Below are 21567 nucleotides of genomic sequence, written 5' to 3' on the forward strand. Positions count from 1 at the left end.
CCGTTCGTCATCTTCGATAAGGCGCGCTTCGCCGGCCGTCATCATCAATCACCGGGCGGCAGTTCAACCCTGATCGGCGATCTGGATCGGCTGCTGCTGATAGATGCTCTCCAGCACTCCCTTCTCGAACACGGTCCAGGGCCAGGCGGCCTTGCTGGCGCGGTAGCGCTCGTGGGTCGCCGGATCCTGCGACAGGCCGCGCTGGAACATCACGAAGGCCTTGCGCTGGCCGCCGGCGGTATCGATGAAGCCTACCAGGTTGGAGGTGCCGGTGATGGTGCCGGTCTTGGCGTGCACCTTGTTCTTCATCATGGGGGCGGTGACGCTGCGCCGCCACGCCAGGGTGCCATCCACCTGGGAGCTCGGCAGCAGCTTGATGAGACCAAGCTCGGCGTCATTTTTCTGGATGAAGTTCAGTACCGACAGCATCTGGCGGGCGCTGATGAGGTTGTGGGCGGAGAGGCCGGAGCCGTCGGCCAGGGTGGCGTTGCCCAGATCGATGCCGTTCTTGGTCAGGATGGCGCGCACCGCCATGGTGCCGCTGCGATAGCTGCCCGGCTTGTTGTAGTAGTGGCGACCCACGGTCTTGAGGAAGGTATCGGCGTAGAGGTTGTCCGATTTTTTCAGCATCTTGGCGAGCATCACCGGCAATGAGACCGAGTAGTGAGTACCCAGCGTCTCGGCATTGTCCGGCGACTTGTGGGTCACCCGCAGCAGGCCGTCATGCTTGATACCGGCACGGTCCATGGCCCAGCGGATGTTGTCCCAGCCCCAGGCCTCCACGTCGTGGATGGCGAAGCGCAGCCCCTGTGGCTCCTTGTTCGGGGTGATGCAGCCCTTGAGCTCGTAGAAATTGCCCTTGGCCATGTCCACTTCCAGTGCGCAGAACTGGCGCGCCATGTCGCCATAGCTCATCACCTCCACGTTGTCGGCACCGATGCCGATGGGCACGCCGGTGGCCACGTTGCCGGTGGCCGGCTTGCCGATCTGGGTGGCGGTGATGGTGCCGTAGGCGCAGTTCTTGTCGATGATGACCGAGGAGACCGGGGCGGCGAAACAGAGAGTCTGATCCCCCCACGACCAGCCGTTGCCGCGCTCATAGCCGTTGTAGGCGCCGGTGTTGACGTAGACGTTGCCCTTGATGCGGTTCACGCCGAGCTGTTTGAACAGGGCCAGCAGATCCATGCGTGACAGGGTGGGGTCGCCGACGAAGTTGATCCAGATGTCGCCATTGATGGCATCACCCTGTTTGGCGCCGGGCTGAGCCTGAATGTCGGTGGCAAAGCGGAAGTCGGCACCGAGCTCGAGACGGGCCGCCAGCGCGGTGAGTACCTTCATGGTGGAGGCGGGGGCGATCATCTGATCAGCATGGCGGGCAAATTCAACCCCATTGTTGCCCTGCACTATGATGGCGTACTGGCCCCCCTGAGGGGGCGTCAGCGGGGCGGCCTGGGCCGCCAGGGAAAAGAGAGCACAAAAACCAATCAACAGCCGCTGCATAACATCCTCTAAGCGTGACGAAGGGCTCGGCAGTGGCGCCGGCCCTGACAATTCAACCTTGTTTCACCCGCCGATGCGGGATCGACCGTGGCAAAGCCATTCATACGATTTATGCCGGTCGCCACTGGCCATCACGCCAGCGAGTTGGCGGTGCGATAGCGACCCTCATAATCAAAAATCTTCTCTTTTATCTGCCAGAACCGCCCCGCTTTGCGGGCGATGACGAAATCGGGGGGGCGGAACTGGCTTTGCGCCGCCAGCACGCTCGCCAGGGTGGCAAATTCGGGTTCCAGACCCGGAGCGGGCCAATGATGACGCACAAAGACCTGTTGAAACAAGCGCCGTGCACCCTGGGAGTGAAATCCGAAGTACTCATTGAGGGTGAGACCATCCTCATCGTGATAGGTCACTTCCAGCCGCTCCCCCTGTTTGCCACGCCCGGCACTCAGCGTCAGCCCGGCGCAGCGAATGACCATGCAGTCCTTGAGATTGAGCGCCTCTTTGAGCTTGTCGTCAGGATCCACCAGCAGTTGATCGCAGCTCTGGCAGCGGCGGGCGGCGATGTCGTTTTCGCTGCCGCAAGCGGGGCAGATCTTGGCGCGAAAGCGGTAGTCACACTCTTCGCTGTTGCCCTCGTCATCTTCAAACAGCCCCTGACAGCGGCGGCCGTAGTGCTCGATCACCTTGCCATCCTCGTCGGTCTTGCCCCAGAAGGTGTTGGCAAAGCCGCAGGCGGGGCAGGGTACCTGCACCGGTTCGGTACCGGCGTGGGGGCGAGGCTCCCCCACTTCGGGGGCGAACAGGTTGAAGTTGTTGCCGGCGTAGTCGAGCACCAGACAGTCCGTCTTGCCGGGCGAGAGGCGCAGGCCGCGCCCGACGATCTGCTGGTAGAGCGACACCGATTCGGTGGGTCTGAGCATCACGATGAGATCGACATGGGGAGCGTCGAAGCCGGTAGTGAGCACCGCCACGTTGACCAGAAACTTGAGCTCGCGCGCCTTGAAGGCGTTGATGAGGGCGTCGCGCTCCGGCCCCGGCGTTTCGCCGGTGATGAGGGCGGCCTGCTGGCCTCTGGCGCCCAGCAGGCCATGAATTTCGCGGGCATGCTCGACGGTGGCGGCGAAGATCATCACTCCCTGCCGGTCGGCCGCATACTCCAGCACCTGGCTCAGGATATGGGGGGTGACCCGCTGCTGGCGCTTGAGCTCGCCGTTGAGATCCGCCTCGCTGAACAGGCCATTCTCCCGCGCCACCAGCTTGCTGAAGTCGTAGTGGACGATAGGGGCATCCACCAGCCTGGGCGGGGTCAGATAGCCGTTTTTGACCATGAAGCGCAGCGGCAGCTCGAACACGCAGTCGCCGAACAGCCGCTCGCCGTGGCTCTTGACCATGCCGTGGTAGTGGCGCCGGTAGATCCAGCCCAGCCCGAGCCGATAGGGGGTGGCGGTAAGGCCGAGGATCTTGAGGGCCGGATTGGCGGCCTTGAGGTGCTCAATCACCTGATGGTATTGGCTGTCGTCATCAAGCGAGACCCGGTGGCACTCATCGATGATGAGCAGCGAAAACGCCCCGTCGAAGGCGTCCAGATTGCGCGCTACCGACTGCACCGAGCCAAATACCACCTGGGCGCTCGCCTCCTTGCGAGCGAGCCCGGCGGCGAAGATGTCGGCCTTGAGCCCCCACGCCTCGTACTTGGCGTGGTTCTGCTCCACCAGCTCCTTGACGTGGGCCAGCACCAGCACCCGGCCGCGCGCCTTGCGGGCCAGTTCGGCGATCACCAGACTCTTGCCGGCTCCGGTGGGCAGCACCACCACGGCGGGATCCGGGTGCTGACGAAAGTGGCTGATCACGGCGTTGACGGCGTCGGTCTGATAGGGTCTGAGAACGAACATGCAGGCTTGGGTGTGTCGATGTGGGGTGGTGCAGGATGGCGCCATTATAGGGATCTTGGCGCCAAAAAACAGCGGGCCGGCATGGTGCCGGCCCGCTGGCGTTGACGTCTTCGCTTAGTGGAAGGGGAAGACGTAGTTCATCCAGCTGGCCATGCGCAGCAGCACCTTGCGCATCACCGAGACATGGTGGAAGTGCTTGGTGTAGATGGCAGCCTGGCCGCTGGCGCCGGCGATCACCTGATACTTGGGCCATTCGGGGTCGGTGATGGAGATGAGCACCGGCAGGCGGCCCGGCTGAACGGCACTGGCCTGATCCAGCAGGCCGGCATTGGCCTGCACGTTACCGGCGGCGATGGCCGGGATCACGGCGGTCACCTGGCCCTGGAAGATCTTGCCGGGGATGCCGTCGATCACCACTTCGGCCTCATCACCCACCGCCAGACGCTGCATGCTGTTCTGCCAGAACCAGCCTACATAGGCGTTCTCATCCTCGTGAATGAAGGTCATCACCGGGCGATACATGTAGGGGGTGGCGATCATGCCGGGGCGCAGGGCGAGCTGCACCACGTGGCCGTTGCTCGGGGCATAGACCACGGTCTGGGCGACCTGATATTTGGCCTCGTCGAGCTGGGCCTGCAGATCTTCCAGCGTCGCCTGTTGTTGCTCAAGCTGGGCCACGATGTCGTCCACGTTGGCCTGGGTGACGTCGAGGTCACGCTGCTTGCCGACGCCGCGGCGCATCAGGTCGCTGGCGCGATCCCGGTCGAGCTTGGCGGAGCGCAGCCTGGCCTCGATGGACTTGAGGTGGTTGCGGTTGGATTCAACCCGCGCCGTCAGGCTGTCCGCCCTCAACTGGAAGGGGGCGGCATCCAGGCGAAACAGCACGTCACCCTTCTTCACCGGCTGATTGGCCTGTACCGGCACCTCGATGACCCGGCCCTTGACCAGCGGCACGATCGGGGTGGAGACATAGTAGTTGCGCGCCATCTCGGAGTAGGGGTGGTTGTAGTTCATCAGCATGATCAGGGTGCCGATGAGCAGCACGCCGCCCAGCGCGGCGGTGGGCACGGTCCACTTGTTGAGCGGGATACGGAAGATTTTGAAGATGGCCACGCAGACGGCCGTGTAGGTCAGGATCAGTAGCAGGTCCATGATTTATCCCTGTTGCTCGGTCTGTTCGATGGAATTGAGGCGGGCCTTGAGGTCGGCCAGCTCCTGTTTGAGCTGCTGGATATCATCTTCATCCTGCTGCAGCCGCTGGTTGAAGCCCCAGCCCCGCTCGGGACGATAGAGGGTGGCCCAGATCCAGAGGAAGGGCCACAGCACGTGCAGGGTGAACAGACTGACCCAGCCGGCCACGTGAATGGCGTCCTGATGGGGGTGCTGACGATGTTTGGCTATTTCATAGGGAATGTCGTGAATGACGATGACCCCGTAAAAAATGACCAAACCCACAAAAAAAAGCAGACCAAGAGCAAAATAATCGAGTGCCATTTACGCCTCCGCTGGCTTGACGCACCGCATTGTCATTGGGATCAGGGCTCTGCAAGGCAGTCAGCCACCTGATTTCCCTCCTGTCGGGCCCGAAATCTTAAGTTGTTTTGTTGTACTGAAGCTTAAGTGGTTTCCAAGTCGTCAAAACAGACGCTGATGTTATTGGGGGCAAGTCCGTAAAGTCGTATCCATGACAAGAACTTACGGGACGAGTATGGCATTAGTGCGATGAGATGAGCAGCAAAAAAAGGAGCCTTTATGGCTCCTTTTTTGACATGGTTGGCGTGGATCAACTTTCGCTGGGCTTGTTGATCAGCGCGGGCCTGAATTTCATCAGGAAGGCCACCGTGACGATCAGGGTGCTGGCCAGCCCAATCATGGTGGAGACGCCCATCTCCAGCCCGAACCCGATGGGGGCGTTGGCCAGATAGGTGAACACCACGGCGGTCATGAACATGGCGGGAATGGTGCAGACCCAGTGCAGCTTGCCCTCTTTGGCGAGGTAGGCCGCCGCCGCCCACAGCATCATCACCGCGGTGGTCTGGTTGGCCCAGCCGAAGTAGCGCCAGATCACCCCGAATTCGGCCTTGGAGATGATGAAGCCGAGGATGAACATGGGGATGGCGATCAGCAGTCGCTTGGCCATGGGCTTCTGGGTCAGTTTCAGGAAGTCCGCGACGATGAGGCGGGCACTGCGAAACGCGGTGTCGCCGGAGGTGATGGGCAAGATCACCACGCCGAGGATGGCCAGGATGCCGCCGACGGTGCCGAGCAGGCTGGTGGAGACCTCGTGTACCACGGCAGAGGGGCCGCCGCTGGCCAGGGTGGCGTTGAGCGCCTCGGTGCTGTCGTAGAAGGAGAGACCCAGGGTGCACCAGATGAGGGCGATGATCCCTTCACCAATCATGGCGCCGTAGAAGATGAAGCGGCCGGAGCTCTCGTTTTGCATGCAGCGCGCCATCAGCGGTGACTGGGTGGCGTGGAAGCCCGACACGGCGCCGCAGGCGATGGTGATGAACAACAGCGGCCAGAGCGGCAGCTCGGTCGGGTGCAGGTTGGAGAAATCCATCCCGGTGTTGTAGAAGCCTTTGCCGGAGACGATGAGGCCGATGATGAGGCCGACCGACATGAACACCAGCAGGGCGCCGAAGATGGGGTAGAAACGGCCGATGATCTTGTCGATGGGGACGATGGTCGCCAGGATGTAGTAGGCGAAGATGGCCGCAATCCAGTAGACCAGATCGGTGGAGGTGAGGTTGGCCAGAAGGCCAGCCGGGCTCAGCACGAACACCACGCCCACCAGCATCAACAACACCACGGCGAACAGGTTCATGAAGTGCTTGGCGGTGGTGCCGAGGTGTTCACCGACCACGGTCGGCACCGAGGCGCCCTTGGCGCGCACCGACAGCATGCCGGAGAAGTAGTCGTGCACCGCACCGGCGAAGATGCAGCCGAACACGATCCAGAGCATGGCGACCGGACCGTAGAGGGCGCCCAGGATGGGGCCGAAGATGGGGCCGACGCCGGCGATGTTGAGCAGCTGAACCAGATAGACCTTCTTGTCCGACATGGGGACATAGTCCACCCCGTCCGCCATGGTGATGGCGGGGGTTTTCAGCTCCGGCTTGGGGCCAAATATCCGTTCGATGAATTTGCCGTATACGAAATAGCCGGCTATCAGCAAGCCGACACAGAGGAAGAACCAGATCATTGCTACGCTCCTGCTTTGTTATTGTTGGGTGTGCGCGGCCAGTGTAGGGGCTTGCTCTGTTGACGGCAGGTAAAACGGCATGAGCGGCCATATGGCGGACCGAGCGGTCGGCGCTCGTGATCCGGCTCACATCGCGGGGCTTACTCCAGCCCCAGCATCTCCTTCAACTCCTTCAGGTAGCGGCGGCTGACCGGCACCCGGGCGCCGCTCGGCGTCACTATCTCCGCCAGCTGGTTCTCCAGCAGCCGGATCTCGAAGATGGCGGCCGGGGCCACCAGATACTGGCGGTGGCAGCGCAGCAGCGGGGTCTTCTCCTCCAGGGATTTGAGGGTGAGCTGGGTGTGGAACAGCTCGCCCTGGCTCGCCACGTGCACCCCGCCGAGATCGGAGAAGGCGTACTCCACCTGCTCGATGGGCAGCAGCCGTACCCGGTTGTGCAGGTAGCCCGGGATGTGGCGAATGGCGGGGGCGAGCGCCGTCATGGGCTGGGGGGTTAGATCTTGCCTGAGCCGCGCCAGCGTCTTGGCGAGGCGGGCCGGCTCCACCGGTTTGAGCAGGTAGTCGAAGGCGTTCTCCTCGAATGCCTGGATGGCGTACTCGTCAAAGGCGGTGACAAAGACGATGCGGGGCAGGGGATCGAGCATGGCGACCAGCTCCATGCCGCTGAGCTTGGGCATCTGGATATCGAGAAACACCACGTCGGGTTTGAGCCGCTGAATAAGCGGCAGCGCCTCGATGGCATTGGCCGCCGCGCCCAGCAGTTCGATATCGGGCTCGGCGGCCAGGTGCTGCATCAGCTCCTCGCGGGCGTAAAGCTCGTCATCGACGATGAGGGTGCGGATCATGAGGTTCTCCTGCGTGGCTGGGGTGGTGGGTGAAGATGAAGTGGGACGGCGGCCGGATCATGGCAGCTCCCTTGGCAGGGTGACGGAGACCCGGGTCCAGCAGTCGGACTCGCAACTGACGCTCAGACCATAGCGGTTGCCGAAGGCGCTCTTGAGACGCCGGTCCACCAGGGTCATGCCGAGCCCGTCGCCGGCCGGTTTCTCCTGCCAGGTGCCGGCATTGTCCTCCACGTGGATGGTGACCCGCTCTGCCGTCTGCTCGGTGTAGAGGCGGATGTGCCCCTGCTCCAGCAGGGTGGAGATGCCGTGCTTGATGGCGTTCTCGATGAGGGGCTGCAGGGTGAAGCTCGGCAGCTTGAGGTCGGCGAGGGCCGGCGGGATCTCGTTTTGCACCGTCAGCCGATCGCCAAAGCGGGCCAGCTCGATCTCCAGATAGGATTGGCAGTGCTCCTGCTCCTCCTGCAGGGTGGCCAGGCCGCTCTGGCGCTTGAGGTTCTTGCGAAAGAACAGGGAGAGGTGCAGCAGCAGCTGGCGCGCCCGCTCCGGTTCGCGCCGGGTGATGGCGCTGATGGTGTTGAGGGTGTTGAACAGAAAATGGGGATTGATCTGGGCCTGCACCAGCTTGAGCTCGGATTGCACCAGCAGCCGTTGCTGCTGCTCCAGCCGGCCGGTCAGCAACTGCTGGGAGAGCAGGTTGGCAATCCCTTCTCCCAGGGTGTGGTTGATCTTGAGAAACAGCCGCTTCTTGGGCTCATAGAGCTTGATGGTGCCGATCACCCCCTCGTCGCCATGCAGCGGGATCACCAGCACCGAGCCGAGCTGGCACTGGGGCGAGATGCTGCAGCGGTAGGGCTGGCTGTTGCCGTCGGCAAACAGCACCTTGTTGCGGGCGATGGCCTGCATGGTGATGGCCGAGGTGATGGGGGTACCTGGCTGGTGGTGATCCTCGCCGATGCCGATGAAGGCGAGGATCTTGTCGGTATCCGTGATGGCGACGGCGCCGACCCCGGTCTCCTCCTGGATGATGCGGGCAATCTTGTGGCTGGCCTCTGGGGTGAAGCCCTGGCTCATGATGCCGACGGTGCGGTTGGCGATATTGAGCGCCTTGGCGGAGAAGACCCGAGAGAACTTCTCGTACATCTGCTGCTGATCGCGGATCATGCTGATGAAGAGCGCGGCGCCGCAGGAGTTGGCCAGGATCATGGGGGTGGCGATGGTGCGCACCAGCAGCAGGGATTTATCGAATGGCGTCGCCACCAGCAGGATGATCACCATCTGCATGATCTCGGCGTAGAGGGTGGTGAAGAAGGCGATGCGCGGCTCGAACAGGGCGTCCATCTTGCCCGCCCGCATCAGCCGCCAGTGCACCAGCCCGCCCAGCAGCCCCTCGCAGGTGGTGGAGATGGCGCAGGCGAGATCGGTGAAGCCACCCAGGGTATAGCGGTGCAGGCCGCCGGTCAGCCCCACCAGAAAGCCCACCAGCGGGCCCCCCAGCAGCCCGCCCAGCACGGCGCCGACGGCGCGGGTATTGGCGATGGCATCGTCGATATCCAGCCCCACGTAGGTGCCGAGAATGCAGAAGCAGGAGAAGGTAATGTAGATGAGCACCTTGTGAGGCAGCCTGACCGAATAGTTGGCCAGCGGACGCAGCAGCGGACTCTTGGAAAAGAGGTAGGCGATGACCAGGCTGACGCTCATCTGTTGAAGCAGGGAGAGGACCAACTGCATAAAAAACGTTCCTCAGAGTCCGTGCCGAAAAAAGCGGCAACCTTGAATAAATGTGAACAGGATCTTGTTCTGCAGGGCGCCAGGGCGGAGTTGCGGCCGCAGTGTGCCAGAAACGTGAAATAAAACCATATTAAATCAGCATGTTAAATTGATATTTGTGTAATCGCCCAAGGGTTGATATTGCTGGATGGAGCATGAATGTATCCGCTGGATACGCCACACGGAGGTGGCATGCTCCGCCCAGCCCCTTGGCTGGGCGTTTTTTATCCATGGTGGATGGCGAACAATTTTGCGGGCAATCGAGTGATTATTCAGGTTTGTCCAATGAGTTATCCCCAGCTTCTGGGGATAACTCAAAAGGCAAAATAGTAACAGAAGCGTCGGGTCAGGTTGAAAAACAGCCGTTGTCCCTCATCCAGCTCTTCTTGCTTGATAAATGATTTGATGGTGCGCTCATCTTCCCGCAGGTCGATCATCGCCACCCCTTCCGGCCGCTGCGCCTTGATGTAGGGCAACACCTTGGGCTTGAGCGGCATGGTGGGCTCGGTGGAGAGCACCAGCGCCACCGAGTCGTCGGAGAGCATCACCAGCGAGCCAGGCGGATAGACCCCCAGCACCTTGATCAGCAGTTTGACCAGATCCTGGTCGAATTTCTTCTGCGACAGCTTGTAGAGCTGGCTGATGGCCTGGCTCGGCGCTGCCGGCGTGGCGCTGTTGCGCGGGTGCAGCAGCTCGTCATAGTAATCCACCAGCCCGATGATCCGCGCCAGCGGCGGGATCTCGCCCCCCTTGATGCCAAGGGGAAAGCCGCTGCCATCGAGGCGCTCGTGATGCAGATGGGCCACCTGGCGGATCTTGGGCTCGAAGGCCTGCAACTGGGTCAGCATCTCCAGCCCGTACTGGGGGTGCATGTTGAGGAAGTTTTGTTCCGACTTGTTGAGCTCCCCCCGTTTCTGGGTGATCTGAGTCGGGATCTTCAGCTCGCCGATGTCGTGCACCAGGCCGGCCAGCCCGGTCTCTTCGATTTCAATGGGGTTCATGCCGAGCTCACGGGCCATCAACATGGCGATGAAGGCCACGTTCAGGCTGTGCTGCAGCAGGATGTCGGTGTGCGGGCTGCGAATGAGGTGCAGACCGAGCGGGCCTTCGTGGGCACTGATGCGGGCGGCAGCGTTTCGTACTATCTGCGCCGTGTTGGCGAGCCCTTCGTCCGGCTTGAGGTTGAGTGCCCCCAGCGCATCGCGCAGCTCGGACATGGATTGGCCGAAGGCCTTGTCGGCGGCGCGCAGGGAGCGGCGAAAGGCTTTCTCATCAAACGGGGCAGGGCCGCTCTCCACCAGCTCTTCGATGATCGAGAGGTCAGGCCCGGCGGAAGGAATGTCACCGCGCAAGATGGGTTCGATAGGCAGGTCGCTCTTGTCGGGATCCACCATCAGCAGGCTGAGATCGAGATGGCGAATGATGTCGAGTTGCTGCTGATCCTTGATCTTGAATGCATTGAACATAAAAGGGTGGTTGGTCCATCCCGTGGGGAGATGGATGTAGTGGCCTACCCGCAACTGCTCGATGGAGGCTTGTATCAGCGCCATACGCTAGCTCGCATTTCATGAATGCCTATGAACAAGCTAGCAAAATTAAGCAGATAGACAAACAAAAAAGCCCGCGCATGTGCGCGGGCTCTCGAGTCGGTTCAGCTTATCAGGCTTTGGACTTCTTCTTGCCTTCAACCTTGGCTTCTACCTTGGCCGCTACCTGAGCGTCTTCGGTGAAGGGACGGCCGTAGTAGGTGTCCAGCAGGATGGCTTTCAGCTCGCTGATCAGCGGGTAGCGCGGGTTGGCGCCGGTGCACTGGTCATCGAAGGCTTCCACGGCCAGCTGGTCAACCTTGGCCAGGAAGTCAGCTTCAGACACGCCGGCTTCACGGATGGAGGCCGGGATACCCAGAGTGGCTTTCAGCTCGTCCAGCCATACCAGCAGCTTCTCGATCTTGGCGGCGGTACGGTCACCGGCGGCAGTCAGACCCAGGTGGTCGGCTACTTCGGCGTAGCGACGGCGAGCCTGCGGACGGTCGTACTGGGAGAACGCAGTCTGCTTGGTCGGGTTGTCGTTGGCGTTGTAGCGGATCACGTTGCTGATCAGCAGGGCGTTGGCCAGGCCGTGCGGAATGTGGAACTCAGCACCCAGTTTGTGAGCCATGGAGTGGCACACACCCAGGAAGGCGTTGGCGAACGCGATACCGGCGATGGTGGCGGCGTTGTGCACCTTCTCGCGAGCAACCGGGTCGTTGGCACCGTTCTGGTAGCTGGACGGCAGGTACTCTTTGAGCAGTTTCAGGGCTTGCAGCGCCTGACCGTCGGAGTACTCATTGGCCAGTACGGAAACGTAGGCTTCCATGGCGTGAGTCACGGCATCGATACCGCCGAAGGCACACAGGGATTTGGGCATGCCCATGACCAGGTTGGCGTCGACGATGGCCATGTTCGGGGTCAGCTCGTAGTCGGCCAGCGGGTATTTCATGCCGGTGGCGTCATCGGTCACGACCGCAAACGGGGTCACTTCAGAACCGGTACCGGAAGTGGTGGTGATACAGACCAGTTCGGCCTTCACGCCCATTTTCGGGAACTTGTAGATACGCTTGCGGATGTCCATGAAGCGCATGGCCAGATCTTCGAACGCGGTTTCCGGGTGCTCGTACATCACCCACATGATCTTGGCCGCATCCATTGGTGAACCACCGCCCAGCGCGACGATCACGTCCGGCTTGAAGGAGTGGGCCATCTCGGCGCCTTTGCGAACCACAGACAGGGTCGGGTCGGCTTCTACTTCGTAGAACACTTCCACTTCCATCTTCAGGCCCTTGAGCAGACGAACCACTTCGTCGGCGTAGCCGTTGTTGAACAGGAAGCGGTCGGTCACGACCAGTGCGCGCTTTTTACCTTCCAAGTCGCCCAGGGCGATCGGCAGGGAACCACGACGGAAGTAGATGGATTTCGGAAGTTTGTGCCACAGCATATTTTCTGCCCGTTTTGCGACTGTCTTCTTGTTGATCAGGTGCTTGGGACCCACGTTTTCGGAGATGGAGTTACCACCCCAGGAACCGCAACCCAGCGTCAAGGACGGTGCGATGGCAAAGTTGTACAGGTCACCGATACCACCCTGAGTGGTCGGGGTGTTGATCAGGATACGGGCGGTCTTCATCTTGTCGCCGAAGTACTTGATGCGGTCGGCGTTGCGATCCTGGTCGGTGTACAGACCGGAGGTGTGGCCGATACCACCCAAGTTGACCATGGTGCAGGCCATTTCGACGGCTTCTTCGAAGTTCTTGGCACGGAACATACCCAGAGTCGGGGAGAGCTTCTCGTGAGCGAACTCTTCCTCTTCACACACTTCCAGACCTTCACCGATGAGGATCTTGGTGGTGGGAGGCACGGTCACGCCGGACATTTCGGCGATCTTGGTCGCCGGCTGGCCCACGATGTTGGCGTTCATGGCACCATTGATCAGGATGACCTTGCGGACCTTGTCAGCTTCTTCTTTGGTCAGCACATAACCGTTGTGAGTCGCGAAACGCTCTTTCACCTGGTCATAGATGGAGTCAACCACGATGACGGCTTGCTCGGAGGCACAGACCACGCCGTTGTCGAAGGTTTTGGACATCAGGATGGAGGCGACGGCGCGCTTCACATCGGCAGTTTCGTCGATGACAACGGGCACGTTACCGGCACCTACACCGATGGCAGGTTTGCCAGAGGAGTAAGCGGCTTTCACCATGCCCGGGCCACCGGTGGCCAGGATCAGGTTGATGTCGTTGTGCTTCATCAGGGCGTTGGAGAGTTCAACGGTCGGTTGATCGATCCAGCCGATGATGTCTTTCGGTGCACCGGCGGCAATGGCTGCATCCAGTACCAGCTTGGCAGCGGTATTGGTGGAGTTCTTGGCACGGGGGTGCGGGGAGAAGATGATGGCGTTGCGGGTCTTCAGGGAGATCAGTGATTTGAAGATCGCAGTGGAGGTCGGGTTGGTGGTCGGTACGATACCGCAGATGATACCTACCGGCTCGGCGATGGTGATGGTACCCATCTCGTCATCTTCACTGAGGATGCCGCAGGTCTTCTCTTCTTTGTACTTGTTGTAGATGTATTCGGAGGCGAAGTGGTTCTTGATAACCTTGTCTTCGATGATACCCATACCGGACTCTTCCACGGCCATCTGGGCCAGGGGGATACGGGCATTGCTGGCGGCCAGGGCGGCGGCACGGAAGATCTTGTCTACCTGCTCTTGCGAGAAGCTGGCGAATTCACGCTGTGCTTCTTTGACGCGGGCGACCAGTGCATCCAGTTCAGCCATATTGGTTACTGCCATGTTTATCTCCTGATGATTTGAAAACTGTTTAGTAAGACGTTGGCAATGCCCGGCAATTATAGATGCCCTGTCAAGAACAGAATCACCACAACGGGGTATTTACATGCCTTACTAAATCGCTTTCTGAGTCGATTATAGAGCGGGGCTGACTCAGAAAAACTTGATCTGGATCATGTGTAACAAAAGAACAAAAGAAATTTTGTTTCACAATACATGTTTGCCAGATGTTGCGCAGTTGTTGAGTTGGCCAGAAGCGGGATGAATGGGGCGTGAACAGGGGCTCACGCACCATTTTTCAAGCAGTTAGCACGATTACGTCCCAGTGTCCCCTGTGCGGACCCTGGGGCAGTATGGGGGCGGCATTGTGATAGAAACGGCGATCATCCAGGATCAGATACTCGCCAGCGTTTAATTGTTGTTGAAAAAATGGTTGTTCTTTTAATCCATGATAGAGCTGCAAGGCACCGCCGCTGACCCCGTCACTGCCACAAAAGAACACCCCGATGAAATCAAAGCCGTCCTGATGCACGCCTTCCGGGGCGGGCGGCACGCTTTCACCTTCTCCGGTGACGATGCGCATCTGGTGAATACCGATGGTCTGGCCATCCGCCAGTCGGGTATGGCGGGCAAAGCGGGCCAGCATCAGCTGGAAGGTGGGGTGGGCGACGAAGGCGGGATCCAGCTCGGCATAGGTTCTGGGCACGTCCCCCAAAAACTTGTTGATGGCGGCCGCCTGAAAGAAGACGCCGTTGTCGAGGGGGTAAAAGCGGCTGCCCTCTTTTTCAACCCGGCCGTAACGGCGTTCGCGAAAGCGGCCCTGGATATAGGGATCAACCGGCAGCCGGTCGAAGAAGCCCAGCAGCGGGGCGACACTGCCTGCGGGCAGTGAATCCAGATGCCATTGCAACTTGATGTCCGTATCAATCATTACAAAATCCTTTTTTACGAAGATGAAATGTTGCGCCAAAACTCCGTGGCCGCATAAAACTCGAAGTGATTTTATCAGAGTGTTAAATGGCGACAATCTTTATTAACAACTCGATATGTTGAATTTCGTCGTGACATTAGAGGAACTAACTGAAAAGCCACGGAAAGGGTGAGATTATTTGATTGGTGAAGGTTTCGGCCATGGTGTAAATTTACGCACGGTTTATCGGGGTGGCCCGCAGGGCCTCGTTCTACTTCTGGATGGCGCCTATGGCAGCAATTGACGTCTCTTTATATCTGAAGTTTTTCATCGGTTTGTTCGCGATCATCAACCCGCTCGGCCTGTTGCCGGTGTTTGTCAGCCTGACCAGCCATCAAACGCCGGAAGAGCGGATGAAGACCAACACCACCGCCAACATTGCGGTGATGATCATCCTGCTGGTCTCCATGTACATGGGGCAGCTGATCCTCGATGGTTTCGGCATCTCGCTGGCGTCGTTTCGCATTGCCGGCGGCTCGCTCATTACCCTGATCGCCTGGTCCATGCTGCAGGGCAAGCTGGGGGAGGTGAAGCACAACAAGCAGGAGAAAGGGGAGCTCGCCGCGCGGGAATCTGTCGCTGTGGTGCCGCTGGCGCTGCCGCTGATGGCCGGCCCCGGCGCCATCTCTTCCTCTATTGTCTATGCCAGCCAGAGCACCTGGTCCCAGATGCTGGGGATGTCGGTGGTAGTGATGGTGTTTGCCTTCTGCTCCTGGCTCATCTTCCGCGCCGCCCCCCTGCTGTTCAAGGTGATGGGCAACACCGGCATCAACGTGGTCACCCGGATCATGGGTCTCATCATGATGTCGCTTGGCATCGAGATCATGGTGGCGGGGATCAAGGGGGTCTTCCCCGGATTGATGTGATTCAGGTCTGTTTTGTTGGAGCCGGTCCTCGTGACCGGCTTTTTATTGTTTCTTTTTTGTTGGTCATTTCCTAGAATCGAGCGGGTTTGTATAAAAAACGTCCATCACGCGATATTTAAATTCTGAATAATTGGTTAAAAGCTGCTTTTTTGACCATGAAGTCCAGTCCTGCCTGACAATATCTATTGCATTATCAGAAATGTCAGGGAATTATGCTGGCTGCGGGGTACTTGTCCCGTTGATGGAAAATTGCATGGAATGTTCTTGTGGAGTATGGAAATGACTCATAAAAAAACAATGATTAATACCCTCTTGGTGGCAGCACTGTTCGGCGGTGTCAACGCGGCACAAGCCGCCGATGTTCCCGCAGGTACCAAACTGGCTGACGTTCAGCAGCTGGTAAAAGGCAATGGCTCCGAGCCTGCCACTCTCGACCCGCACAAAACCGAAGGAACGGTTGAATCCAATATTCTGCGCGACCTGTTCGAAGGTCTCGTTGCCTCCGGCCCCAAAGGGGAAGTGCTTCCCGCCATGGCCGAGTCCTGGGAAACCAAGGACAACAAACACTTCGTGTTCCACCTGCGCAAAGATGCCAAGTGGTCCAACGGGGATCCCGTGACAGCCCACGATTTCGAGTTCGCCTTCAAGCGGGCCGTGGATCCCAAGACGGCGTCTCCCTACTCCTGGTATCTGGAGATCCCGACCATCGTCAATGCCAGCGAGATCATCGCCGGCAAGAAAGCGGCCGACACCCTGGGCGTGAAGGCTGTGGACGACTACACCTTCGAGGTGCAGCTGGAGAAGGCGGTGCCTTACTTCGTCAGCATGCTCTCCCACACCACCACCTACCCAGTGCCGAAGAAGGTGATCGAGAAGTTTGGTGACAAGTGGACCCAGCCCGGCAACATGGTATCCAACGGTGCCTATGTGCTGAAGGATTGGGTGGTCAACGAGCGCGTCGACGTCGAGCGCAACCCGAACTACTGGAACAACGCCAAGACCGTCATCAACAAGGTGACCTATCTGCCGATCCAGTCCACCAACGCCGAGCTGAACCGCTATCTGGCCGGCGAAGTGGATCTCACCTACAACATGCCCATCGAGCGCTTCAAGCAGATGAAGAAGGAGCTGCCGAACGAGGTGAAGGTGAGCGGCTATGTCGGTACCTACTACTACCAGTACAACTTCAAGCACAAGCCGTTTGATGACGTGCGGGTGCGTACCGCCCTCTCTTATGCCATCGACCGCAACGTGATCGCCGACAAGGTGATGGGCAAGGGCGAGACTCCGGGCTACACCCTGGTGCCTGATTTCGTGGACGGCTTCAAGCCGGTGGCGCCGGCCTGGTCCAAGCTGACCCAGGCAGAGCGCGATGCCAAGGCGAAAGAGCTGCTGACCGAAGCCGGTTTCGGCCCGGGCAAACCGCTCAAGTTCGAGCTGCTCTACAACACCGACGACAACCACAAGAAGGTGGCGGTTGCCGTGGCCTCCATGTGGAAGAAGCTGGGCGTGCAGGTGAGCCTGGTCAACCAGGAATGGAAAACCTACCTGGAAACCAAGAAACAGGGTCAGTTTGATGTGGGCCGTGCCGGCTGGATCGCCGACTACAACGAAGCCTCTTCCATGCTGGATCTGATGCAGACCACCCACGGCAACAACGACGGCAAATACTCCAATCCGGCGTTTGACAAGCTGATGAACGAGTCGCGCAATCAGGTGGATGCCGATGCCCGCAACAAGCTCTATGTGCAGGCCGAAGAGATCCTGGCCAAGGACATGCCGATCGCTCCCATCTATCAGTACGTGACCTCCCGCATGGTCAAGTCCTACGTGGGCGGCTACCCGGCCAACCCGCTGGACAACCTCTACAGCAAAGACATGTACATCATTGCTCACTGAGTAAAGTAACACGTCGCATAACAAAGCAGGCCCGCCGGATGGCGGGCCTTTATTACAACCGCGACCCTTTGGAAGCAGTACAGGACAGGAATTGTCTATGTTGAAATTCATTTTTAAACGTCTACTGGAAGCGATCCCGACTCTGCTGGTCTTGATCACCGTCTCCTTCTTCATGATGCGTTTCGCGCCGGGCAACCCCTTCACCAGCGAACGCTCCCTGCCGCCGGAAGTGCTGGCCAACATCGAAGCCAAATATGGCCTCGACAAGCCCATCGGCGTGCAATACCTCACCTATCTGGGCAACCTTGTGCAGGGCGACCTCGGTCCCTCCTTCAAATACAAGGACTTCACCGTCAACGATCTGGTGAGCCAGGCGCTGCCGGTATCGGCCAAGATTGGCTCCTTCGCCTTTCTGTTCGCGGTGACACTGGGGGTCACCTTCGGCACCATTGCCGCCTTGAAACAGAATACCGTCATCGACTACCTGTTGATGTCGTCGGCCATGGCCGGGGTGGTGATCCCGGGCTTTGTGCTGGCGCCCTTGCTGGTGTTGCTGTTCAGTATCCATCTCGGCTGGTTCCCGGCCGGTGGCTGGCAGGGCGGCGGGGTGCAATTCATGGTGCTGCCGGTGTTCGGCATGATGATGTACTACATCTCCGCCATCTCGCGGATCATGCGGGGCAGCATGATCGAGACCATGAACTCCAACTTCATCCGTACCGCCCGCGCCAAGGGTTTGCCGCTGCGCCACATTATCCTGAAACACGCGCTGCGTCCGGCCATGCTGCCGGTGGTCTCCTATCTGGGACCGGCGTTCGTCGGCATCATCACGGGTTCCGTGGTGATCGAGACCATCTTCGGCCTGCCGGGGATTGGTCAGCTGTTCGTCAACGGTGCCCTCAACCGTGATTACTCCATGGTGCTCGGTCTGACCATTCTGGTCGGCGCCCTCACCATCACCTTTAACGCCGTGGTCGATATTCTCTATGCCTTTATCGATCCCAAGATCCGTTACTAAGTCGGGAGTACATCATGGTTGTCACAACTGAAAAACGCGAAGCCGTCGAGGCGTTCGCCCAGCAAGTGGAAGTGGTGGAAGGACGCTCCCTGTGGAAGGATGCCCGTCGCCGTTTCCTGCGCAACAAGGCCGCGCTCACCAGCCTCATCATCCTGACCATCATCGGTCTGGCGGTGATCGTGGGGCCGCATCTGTCCCAATACACCTTCGACGATCCTGACTGGGGCGCCATGCAGGCGGCTCCGGACATGGAAACCGGCCACTGGTTCGGCACCGACAGCCTGGGGCGCGATCTGTTCGTGCGCACCCTGCTCGGCGGGCGGATCTCGCTGATGGTCGGCATCATGGGGGCCATGGTGGCCGTCATCATCGGCACCCTCTACGGCGCGGCCTCCGGCTTTATCGGCGGTCGGGTCGACAGCCTGATGATGCGGGTGCTTGAGATCCTCAACGCCTTCCCCTTCATGTTCTTCGTGATCATGCTGGTGACCTTCTTCGGCCGCAACCTGGCGCTCATCTTCATCGCCATCGGCGCGGTGAGCTGGCTCGACATGGCGCGGATCGTGCGAGGCCAGACCCTGAGCCTCAAGAGCAAGGAGTTCATCGAGGCGGCTCACGTCTGCGGCGTCTCCAAGTGGAAGATCATCACCCGTCACATCGTGCCGAACGTGCTGGGTATCGTGGCGGTCTACGCCACCCTGCTGGTGCCGGGCATGATCATGTTCGAATCCTTCCTGAGCTTCCTGGGGCTGGGCGTACAAGAGCCCATGACCAGCTGGGGCGCTCTGCTGGATGAAGGCTCCAAGTCGATGGAAGTGGCCATCTGGCAACTCCTGTTCCCCGCCGGTTTCATGGTGGTGACCCTGTTTTGCTTCAACTTCCTCGGGGATGGTCTGCGTGACGCCCTCGATCCGAAGGATCGCTGAGAAAGCGGCGAAGGAGCGCTGAAACAACGCGCCGAAGGGCCGCAGAGCGCGGCTCAATCGGGCGGATAGCGCATCGGATCGACAGGAAAACGTCACGAAAGATCGATAAGGAGTTTTTATGAAATTACTGGATGTAAAAGATCTGCGGGTCGAGTTCAAGACCCCGGACGGCAATGTGGTGGCGGTCAACGACCTCAACTTCTCCCTCGCTGCGGGCGAGACCCTGGGGATCGTCGGCGAGTCCGGTTCGGGCAAATCCCAGACCGCGTTCGCCATCATGGGGTTGCTGGCCAAGAACGGTGTCATCACCGGTTCGGCCAAATTTCAGGGCGACGAGATCCTGAATTTGCCGGAGCACAAGCTCAACAAGATCCGCTCCGAGAAGATCGCCATGATCTTCCAGGACCCCATGACCTCGCTCAACCCCTACATGAAGGTGAAGGATCAGCTGATGGAAGTGCTGATGCTGCACAAGGGCGTCAGCAAGGCCGAAGCGTTCGAAGAGTCGGTGCGCATGCTGGATGCGGTCAAGATCCCGGAAGCGCGCAAGCGGATGGGGATGTATCCTCACGAATTTTCCGGTGGCATGCGCCAGCGGGTGATGATCGCCATGGCGCTGTTGTGCCGGCCGCAATTGCTGATCGCCGACGAGCCGACCACCGCGCTGGACGTGACCGTGCAGGCCCAGATCATGACCCTGATGAACGAGCTCAAGCGCGAGTTCAATACCGCCATCATCATGATCACCCACGATCTGGGCGTGGTGGCGGGGATCTGCGACAAGGTGCTGGTGATGTATGCCGGCCGTACCATGGAGTACGGCAAGGTCAACGATATCTTCTATCGCCCGAGCCACCCCTATACCGAGGGCCTGTTGCGCGCCATTCCCCGCCTCGACACCGAAGGGGAAGAGCTGCCTACCATCCCGGGCAATCCGCCCAACCTGCTGCGTCTGCCCACCGGCTGCCCCTTCCAGGAGCGCTGCCACCGGGTGAGCGAGATTTGCGGCAAGCAGTCGCCAATTCTGACGCCGTTCAACGACGGCCGGGAGCGGGCCTGCCACTGGGTATCGGATGCCATGATCAAGGGAGTGAACTAAATGGGGACTGACAAGAAACTGCTGCTGGAAGTGTCCGACCTCAAGGTCCACTTCAGCATCAAGAGTGACAAGGCCTGGCCCTGGGCCAAACCCTCCGCCCTGAAGGCGGTGGACGGGGTGACCCTGCGCCTGTACGAAGGGGAGACCCTCGGCGTGGTGGGGGAGTCGGGCTGTGGCAAATCCACCTTTGCCCGGGCACTGATCGGCCTGGTGCCGGCCACCGACGGCAAGGTGGTGTGGCTTGGCAACGATCTGACCAAGCTCGACCAGAAGGCGCTGCGCGAGAAGCGCAAAGAGATCCAGATGATCTTCCAGGATCCGCTGGCCTCCCTCAACCCGCGCATGACCATCGGCGACATCATCGCCGAGCCGCTCATCACCTTCTATCCCGACCTCTCCCGAGATCAGGTGAAGGAGAAGGTGCGGGCCATGATGAGCAAGGTGGGGCTCTTGCCCAACCTGGTCAACCGCTATCCTCATGAGTTCTCCGGCGGTCAGTGCCAGCGCATCGGCATCGCCCGGGCGCTGATCCTCGAACCCAAGATGATCATCTGTGACGAGCCGGTGTCGGCGCTGGATGTCTCCATCCAGGCCCAGGTGGTCAACCTGCTCAAGGCTATCCAGAAGGAGATGGGGCTGTCGCTCATCTTCATCGCCCACGACTTGTCGGTGGTCAAACACATCTCGGATCGGGTGCTGGTGATGTATCTGGGCAATGCGGTGGAGCTGGGGACCCGCAAGGAGATCTTCGCCAACCCCTTGCACCCCTATACCAAGGCGCTGATGTCGGCCGTGCCCATTCCGGATCCGGATCTGGAACGCAGCAAGACCATCCAGATCCTGGAGGGGGATTTGCCATCGCCGATGAACCCGCCGTCAGGCTGCGTGTTCCGTACCCGCTGCCCGGTGGCCGGCCCTGAGTGTGCCAAGACCCGGCCTCAGCTCGAGGGCAACTTCGACCATGCGGTCTCCTGTCTCAAGGCGGATCCGCTCTGAGGATGAACAGGCAGAACAGGGCGCCCGGGTGGCGCCCTGTTTTTTTGCAGCCGGCATGAAGATGCCTCTTGGCGTTATCTTTTTCCGCTGTTACTATCCGCGCAACAAGGGGAGTAACTTCTCGCCGGTTTGTCGTCATTACGGTGCACCCATATCCTGCAGTGCACCCGGCAGCCGGGCAGTTGACGCAAGTCGGCTGTAAGTGAGACCTTGCCGAGAGGCAAGGTGTATCTGCTCCAAACGCAAACCCACGCCTCTCGGTCG

General features: G+C 59.9%; 16 protein-coding genes. 6 read left to right on the top strand and 10 right to left on the bottom strand.

What is annotated here, in order from left to right; all coding sequences use genetic code 11:
• Positions 1–63 precede the first annotated feature (63 nt).
• The 10 genes from dacB to QLG02_RS04115 form a co-directional block, all read right to left on the bottom strand.
• A complete protein-coding gene (gene dacB / locus QLG02_RS04070; RefSeq protein ID WP_011706441.1) occupies positions 64–1500 on the bottom strand; it encodes a D-alanyl-D-alanine carboxypeptidase/D-alanyl-D-alanine-endopeptidase in 1437 nt (478 codons plus the stop codon).
• 131 nt (positions 1501–1631) lie between these two features.
• The gene (locus QLG02_RS04075; RefSeq protein ID WP_282464576.1) at positions 1632–3392 is read right to left on the bottom strand and encodes a DEAD/DEAH box helicase; all 1761 of its coding nucleotides are present in this window, start codon (positions 3390–3392) and stop codon (positions 1632–1634) included.
• A 114-nt stretch (positions 3393–3506) separates the two neighbouring features.
• On the bottom strand, positions 3507–4544 hold the full coding sequence (locus QLG02_RS04080; protein WP_282464577.1) for an HlyD family secretion protein: 1038 nt from the start codon (positions 4542–4544) through the stop codon (positions 3507–3509).
• Between the two features lie 3 nt (positions 4545–4547).
• On the bottom strand, positions 4548–4886 hold the full coding sequence (locus tag QLG02_RS04085; protein WP_042064510.1) for a DUF3302 domain-containing protein: 339 nt from the start codon (positions 4884–4886) through the stop codon (positions 4548–4550).
• 289 nt (positions 4887–5175) lie between these two features.
• Positions 5176–6597: a carbon starvation protein A gene (locus QLG02_RS04090; protein ID WP_282464578.1), complete on the bottom strand. Its 1422-nt coding sequence runs from the start codon at positions 6595–6597 to the stop codon at positions 5176–5178.
• Positions 6598–6737: 140 nt separating this feature from the next.
• Complete coding sequence (btsR, locus tag QLG02_RS04095; protein WP_041217000.1) at positions 6738–7442, bottom strand: two-component system response regulator BtsR; 705 nt, start codon at positions 7440–7442, stop codon at positions 6738–6740.
• Between the two features lie 57 nt (positions 7443–7499).
• The gene (locus tag QLG02_RS04100; protein WP_282464579.1) at positions 7500–9170 is read right to left on the bottom strand and encodes a sensor histidine kinase; all 1671 of its coding nucleotides are present in this window, start codon (positions 9168–9170) and stop codon (positions 7500–7502) included.
• Positions 9171–9523: 353 nt separating this feature from the next.
• Entirely contained in the window at positions 9524–10759 is a 1236-nt protein-coding gene (locus tag QLG02_RS04105) for an HD-GYP domain-containing protein (RefSeq protein WP_011706434.1), read from the bottom strand.
• A gap of 109 nt (positions 10760–10868) precedes the next feature.
• On the bottom strand, positions 10869–13532 hold the full coding sequence (gene adhE / locus QLG02_RS04110; protein ID WP_016351087.1) for a bifunctional acetaldehyde-CoA/alcohol dehydrogenase: 2664 nt from the start codon (positions 13530–13532) through the stop codon (positions 10869–10871).
• A gap of 295 nt (positions 13533–13827) precedes the next feature.
• Positions 13828–14460 (bottom strand): 2OG-Fe dioxygenase family protein, encoded by a 633-nt coding sequence (locus QLG02_RS04115; RefSeq protein WP_282464580.1) that lies wholly within the window; start codon positions 14458–14460, stop codon positions 13828–13830.
• Positions 14461–14729: 269 nt separating this feature from the next.
• Here QLG02_RS04115 and QLG02_RS04120 point away from each other — a divergent pair, with 269 nt between their 5' ends.
• From QLG02_RS04120 to oppF, 6 genes are all read left to right on the top strand, one after another.
• Positions 14730–15365, top strand: a complete 636-nt coding sequence (locus QLG02_RS04120; RefSeq protein WP_016351085.1) for a YchE family NAAT transporter — start codon at positions 14730–14732, stop codon at positions 15363–15365.
• A 279-nt stretch (positions 15366–15644) separates the two neighbouring features.
• Entirely contained in the window at positions 15645–17264 is a 1620-nt protein-coding gene (locus QLG02_RS04125; RefSeq protein ID WP_011706430.1) for an ABC transporter substrate-binding protein, read from the top strand.
• A gap of 97 nt (positions 17265–17361) precedes the next feature.
• Positions 17362–18282, top strand: coding sequence for an oligopeptide ABC transporter permease OppB (gene oppB, locus QLG02_RS04130; RefSeq protein WP_011706429.1), 921 nt, complete (start codon positions 17362–17364; stop codon positions 18280–18282).
• Between the two features lie 14 nt (positions 18283–18296).
• Complete coding sequence (gene oppC / locus QLG02_RS04135; protein WP_011706428.1) at positions 18297–19208, top strand: oligopeptide ABC transporter permease OppC; 912 nt, start codon at positions 18297–18299, stop codon at positions 19206–19208.
• 118 nt (positions 19209–19326) lie between these two features.
• Positions 19327–20307 (top strand): ABC transporter ATP-binding protein, encoded by a 981-nt coding sequence (locus QLG02_RS04140; protein ID WP_017408089.1) that lies wholly within the window; start codon positions 19327–19329, stop codon positions 20305–20307.
• Positions 20308–21303 carry a murein tripeptide/oligopeptide ABC transporter ATP binding protein OppF gene (gene oppF, locus QLG02_RS04145; protein ID WP_011706426.1) on the top strand — a complete coding sequence of 332 codons (996 nt, stop codon included), beginning with the start codon at positions 20308–20310 and terminating at the stop codon, positions 21301–21303.
• The last annotated feature ends 264 nt before the right edge of the window (positions 21304–21567 follow it).

This window comes from Aeromonas sp. V90_14, assembly GCF_029967615.1.
Taxonomy (GTDB): Bacteria; Pseudomonadota; Gammaproteobacteria; order Enterobacterales; family Aeromonadaceae; genus Aeromonas; species Aeromonas hydrophila.

Bases quoted from the DNA above. Each gene is read 5' to 3' on its own strand.
- oppC (WP_011706428.1), top strand. From the start codon at position 18,297: ATGGTTGTCACAACTGAAAAACGCGAAGCCGTCGAGGCGTTCGCCCAG.
- QLG02_RS04090 (WP_282464578.1), bottom strand. From the start codon at position 6,597: ATGATCTGGTTCTTCCTCTGTGTCGGCTTGCTGATAGCCGGCTATTTC.
- QLG02_RS04140 (WP_017408089.1), top strand. From the start codon at position 19,327: ATGAAATTACTGGATGTAAAAGATCTGCGGGTCGAGTTCAAGACCCCG.
- btsR (WP_041217000.1), bottom strand. From the start codon at position 7,442: ATGATCCGCACCCTCATCGTCGATGACGAGCTTTACGCCCGCGAGGAG.
- QLG02_RS04125 (WP_011706430.1), top strand. From the start codon at position 15,645: ATGACTCATAAAAAAACAATGATTAATACCCTCTTGGTGGCAGCACTG.
- oppF (WP_011706426.1), top strand. From the start codon at position 20,308: ATGGGGACTGACAAGAAACTGCTGCTGGAAGTGTCCGACCTCAAGGTC.
- QLG02_RS04115 (WP_282464580.1), bottom strand. From the start codon at position 14,460: ATGATTGATACGGACATCAAGTTGCAATGGCATCTGGATTCACTGCCC.
- QLG02_RS04085 (WP_042064510.1), bottom strand. From the start codon at position 4,886: ATGGCACTCGATTATTTTGCTCTTGGTCTGCTTTTTTTTGTGGGTTTG.
- QLG02_RS04120 (WP_016351085.1), top strand. From the start codon at position 14,730: ATGGCAGCAATTGACGTCTCTTTATATCTGAAGTTTTTCATCGGTTTG.
- dacB (WP_011706441.1), bottom strand. From the start codon at position 1,500: ATGCAGCGGCTGTTGATTGGTTTTTGTGCTCTCTTTTCCCTGGCGGCC.
- oppB (WP_011706429.1), top strand. From the start codon at position 17,362: ATGTTGAAATTCATTTTTAAACGTCTACTGGAAGCGATCCCGACTCTG.
- QLG02_RS04075 (WP_282464576.1), bottom strand. From the start codon at position 3,392: ATGTTCGTTCTCAGACCCTATCAGACCGACGCCGTCAACGCCGTGATC.
- adhE (WP_016351087.1), bottom strand. From the start codon at position 13,532: ATGGCAGTAACCAATATGGCTGAACTGGATGCACTGGTCGCCCGCGTC.
- QLG02_RS04080 (WP_282464577.1), bottom strand. From the start codon at position 4,544: ATGGACCTGCTACTGATCCTGACCTACACGGCCGTCTGCGTGGCCATC.
- QLG02_RS04100 (WP_282464579.1), bottom strand. From the start codon at position 9,170: ATGCAGTTGGTCCTCTCCCTGCTTCAACAGATGAGCGTCAGCCTGGTC.
- QLG02_RS04105 (WP_011706434.1), bottom strand. From the start codon at position 10,759: ATGGCGCTGATACAAGCCTCCATCGAGCAGTTGCGGGTAGGCCACTAC.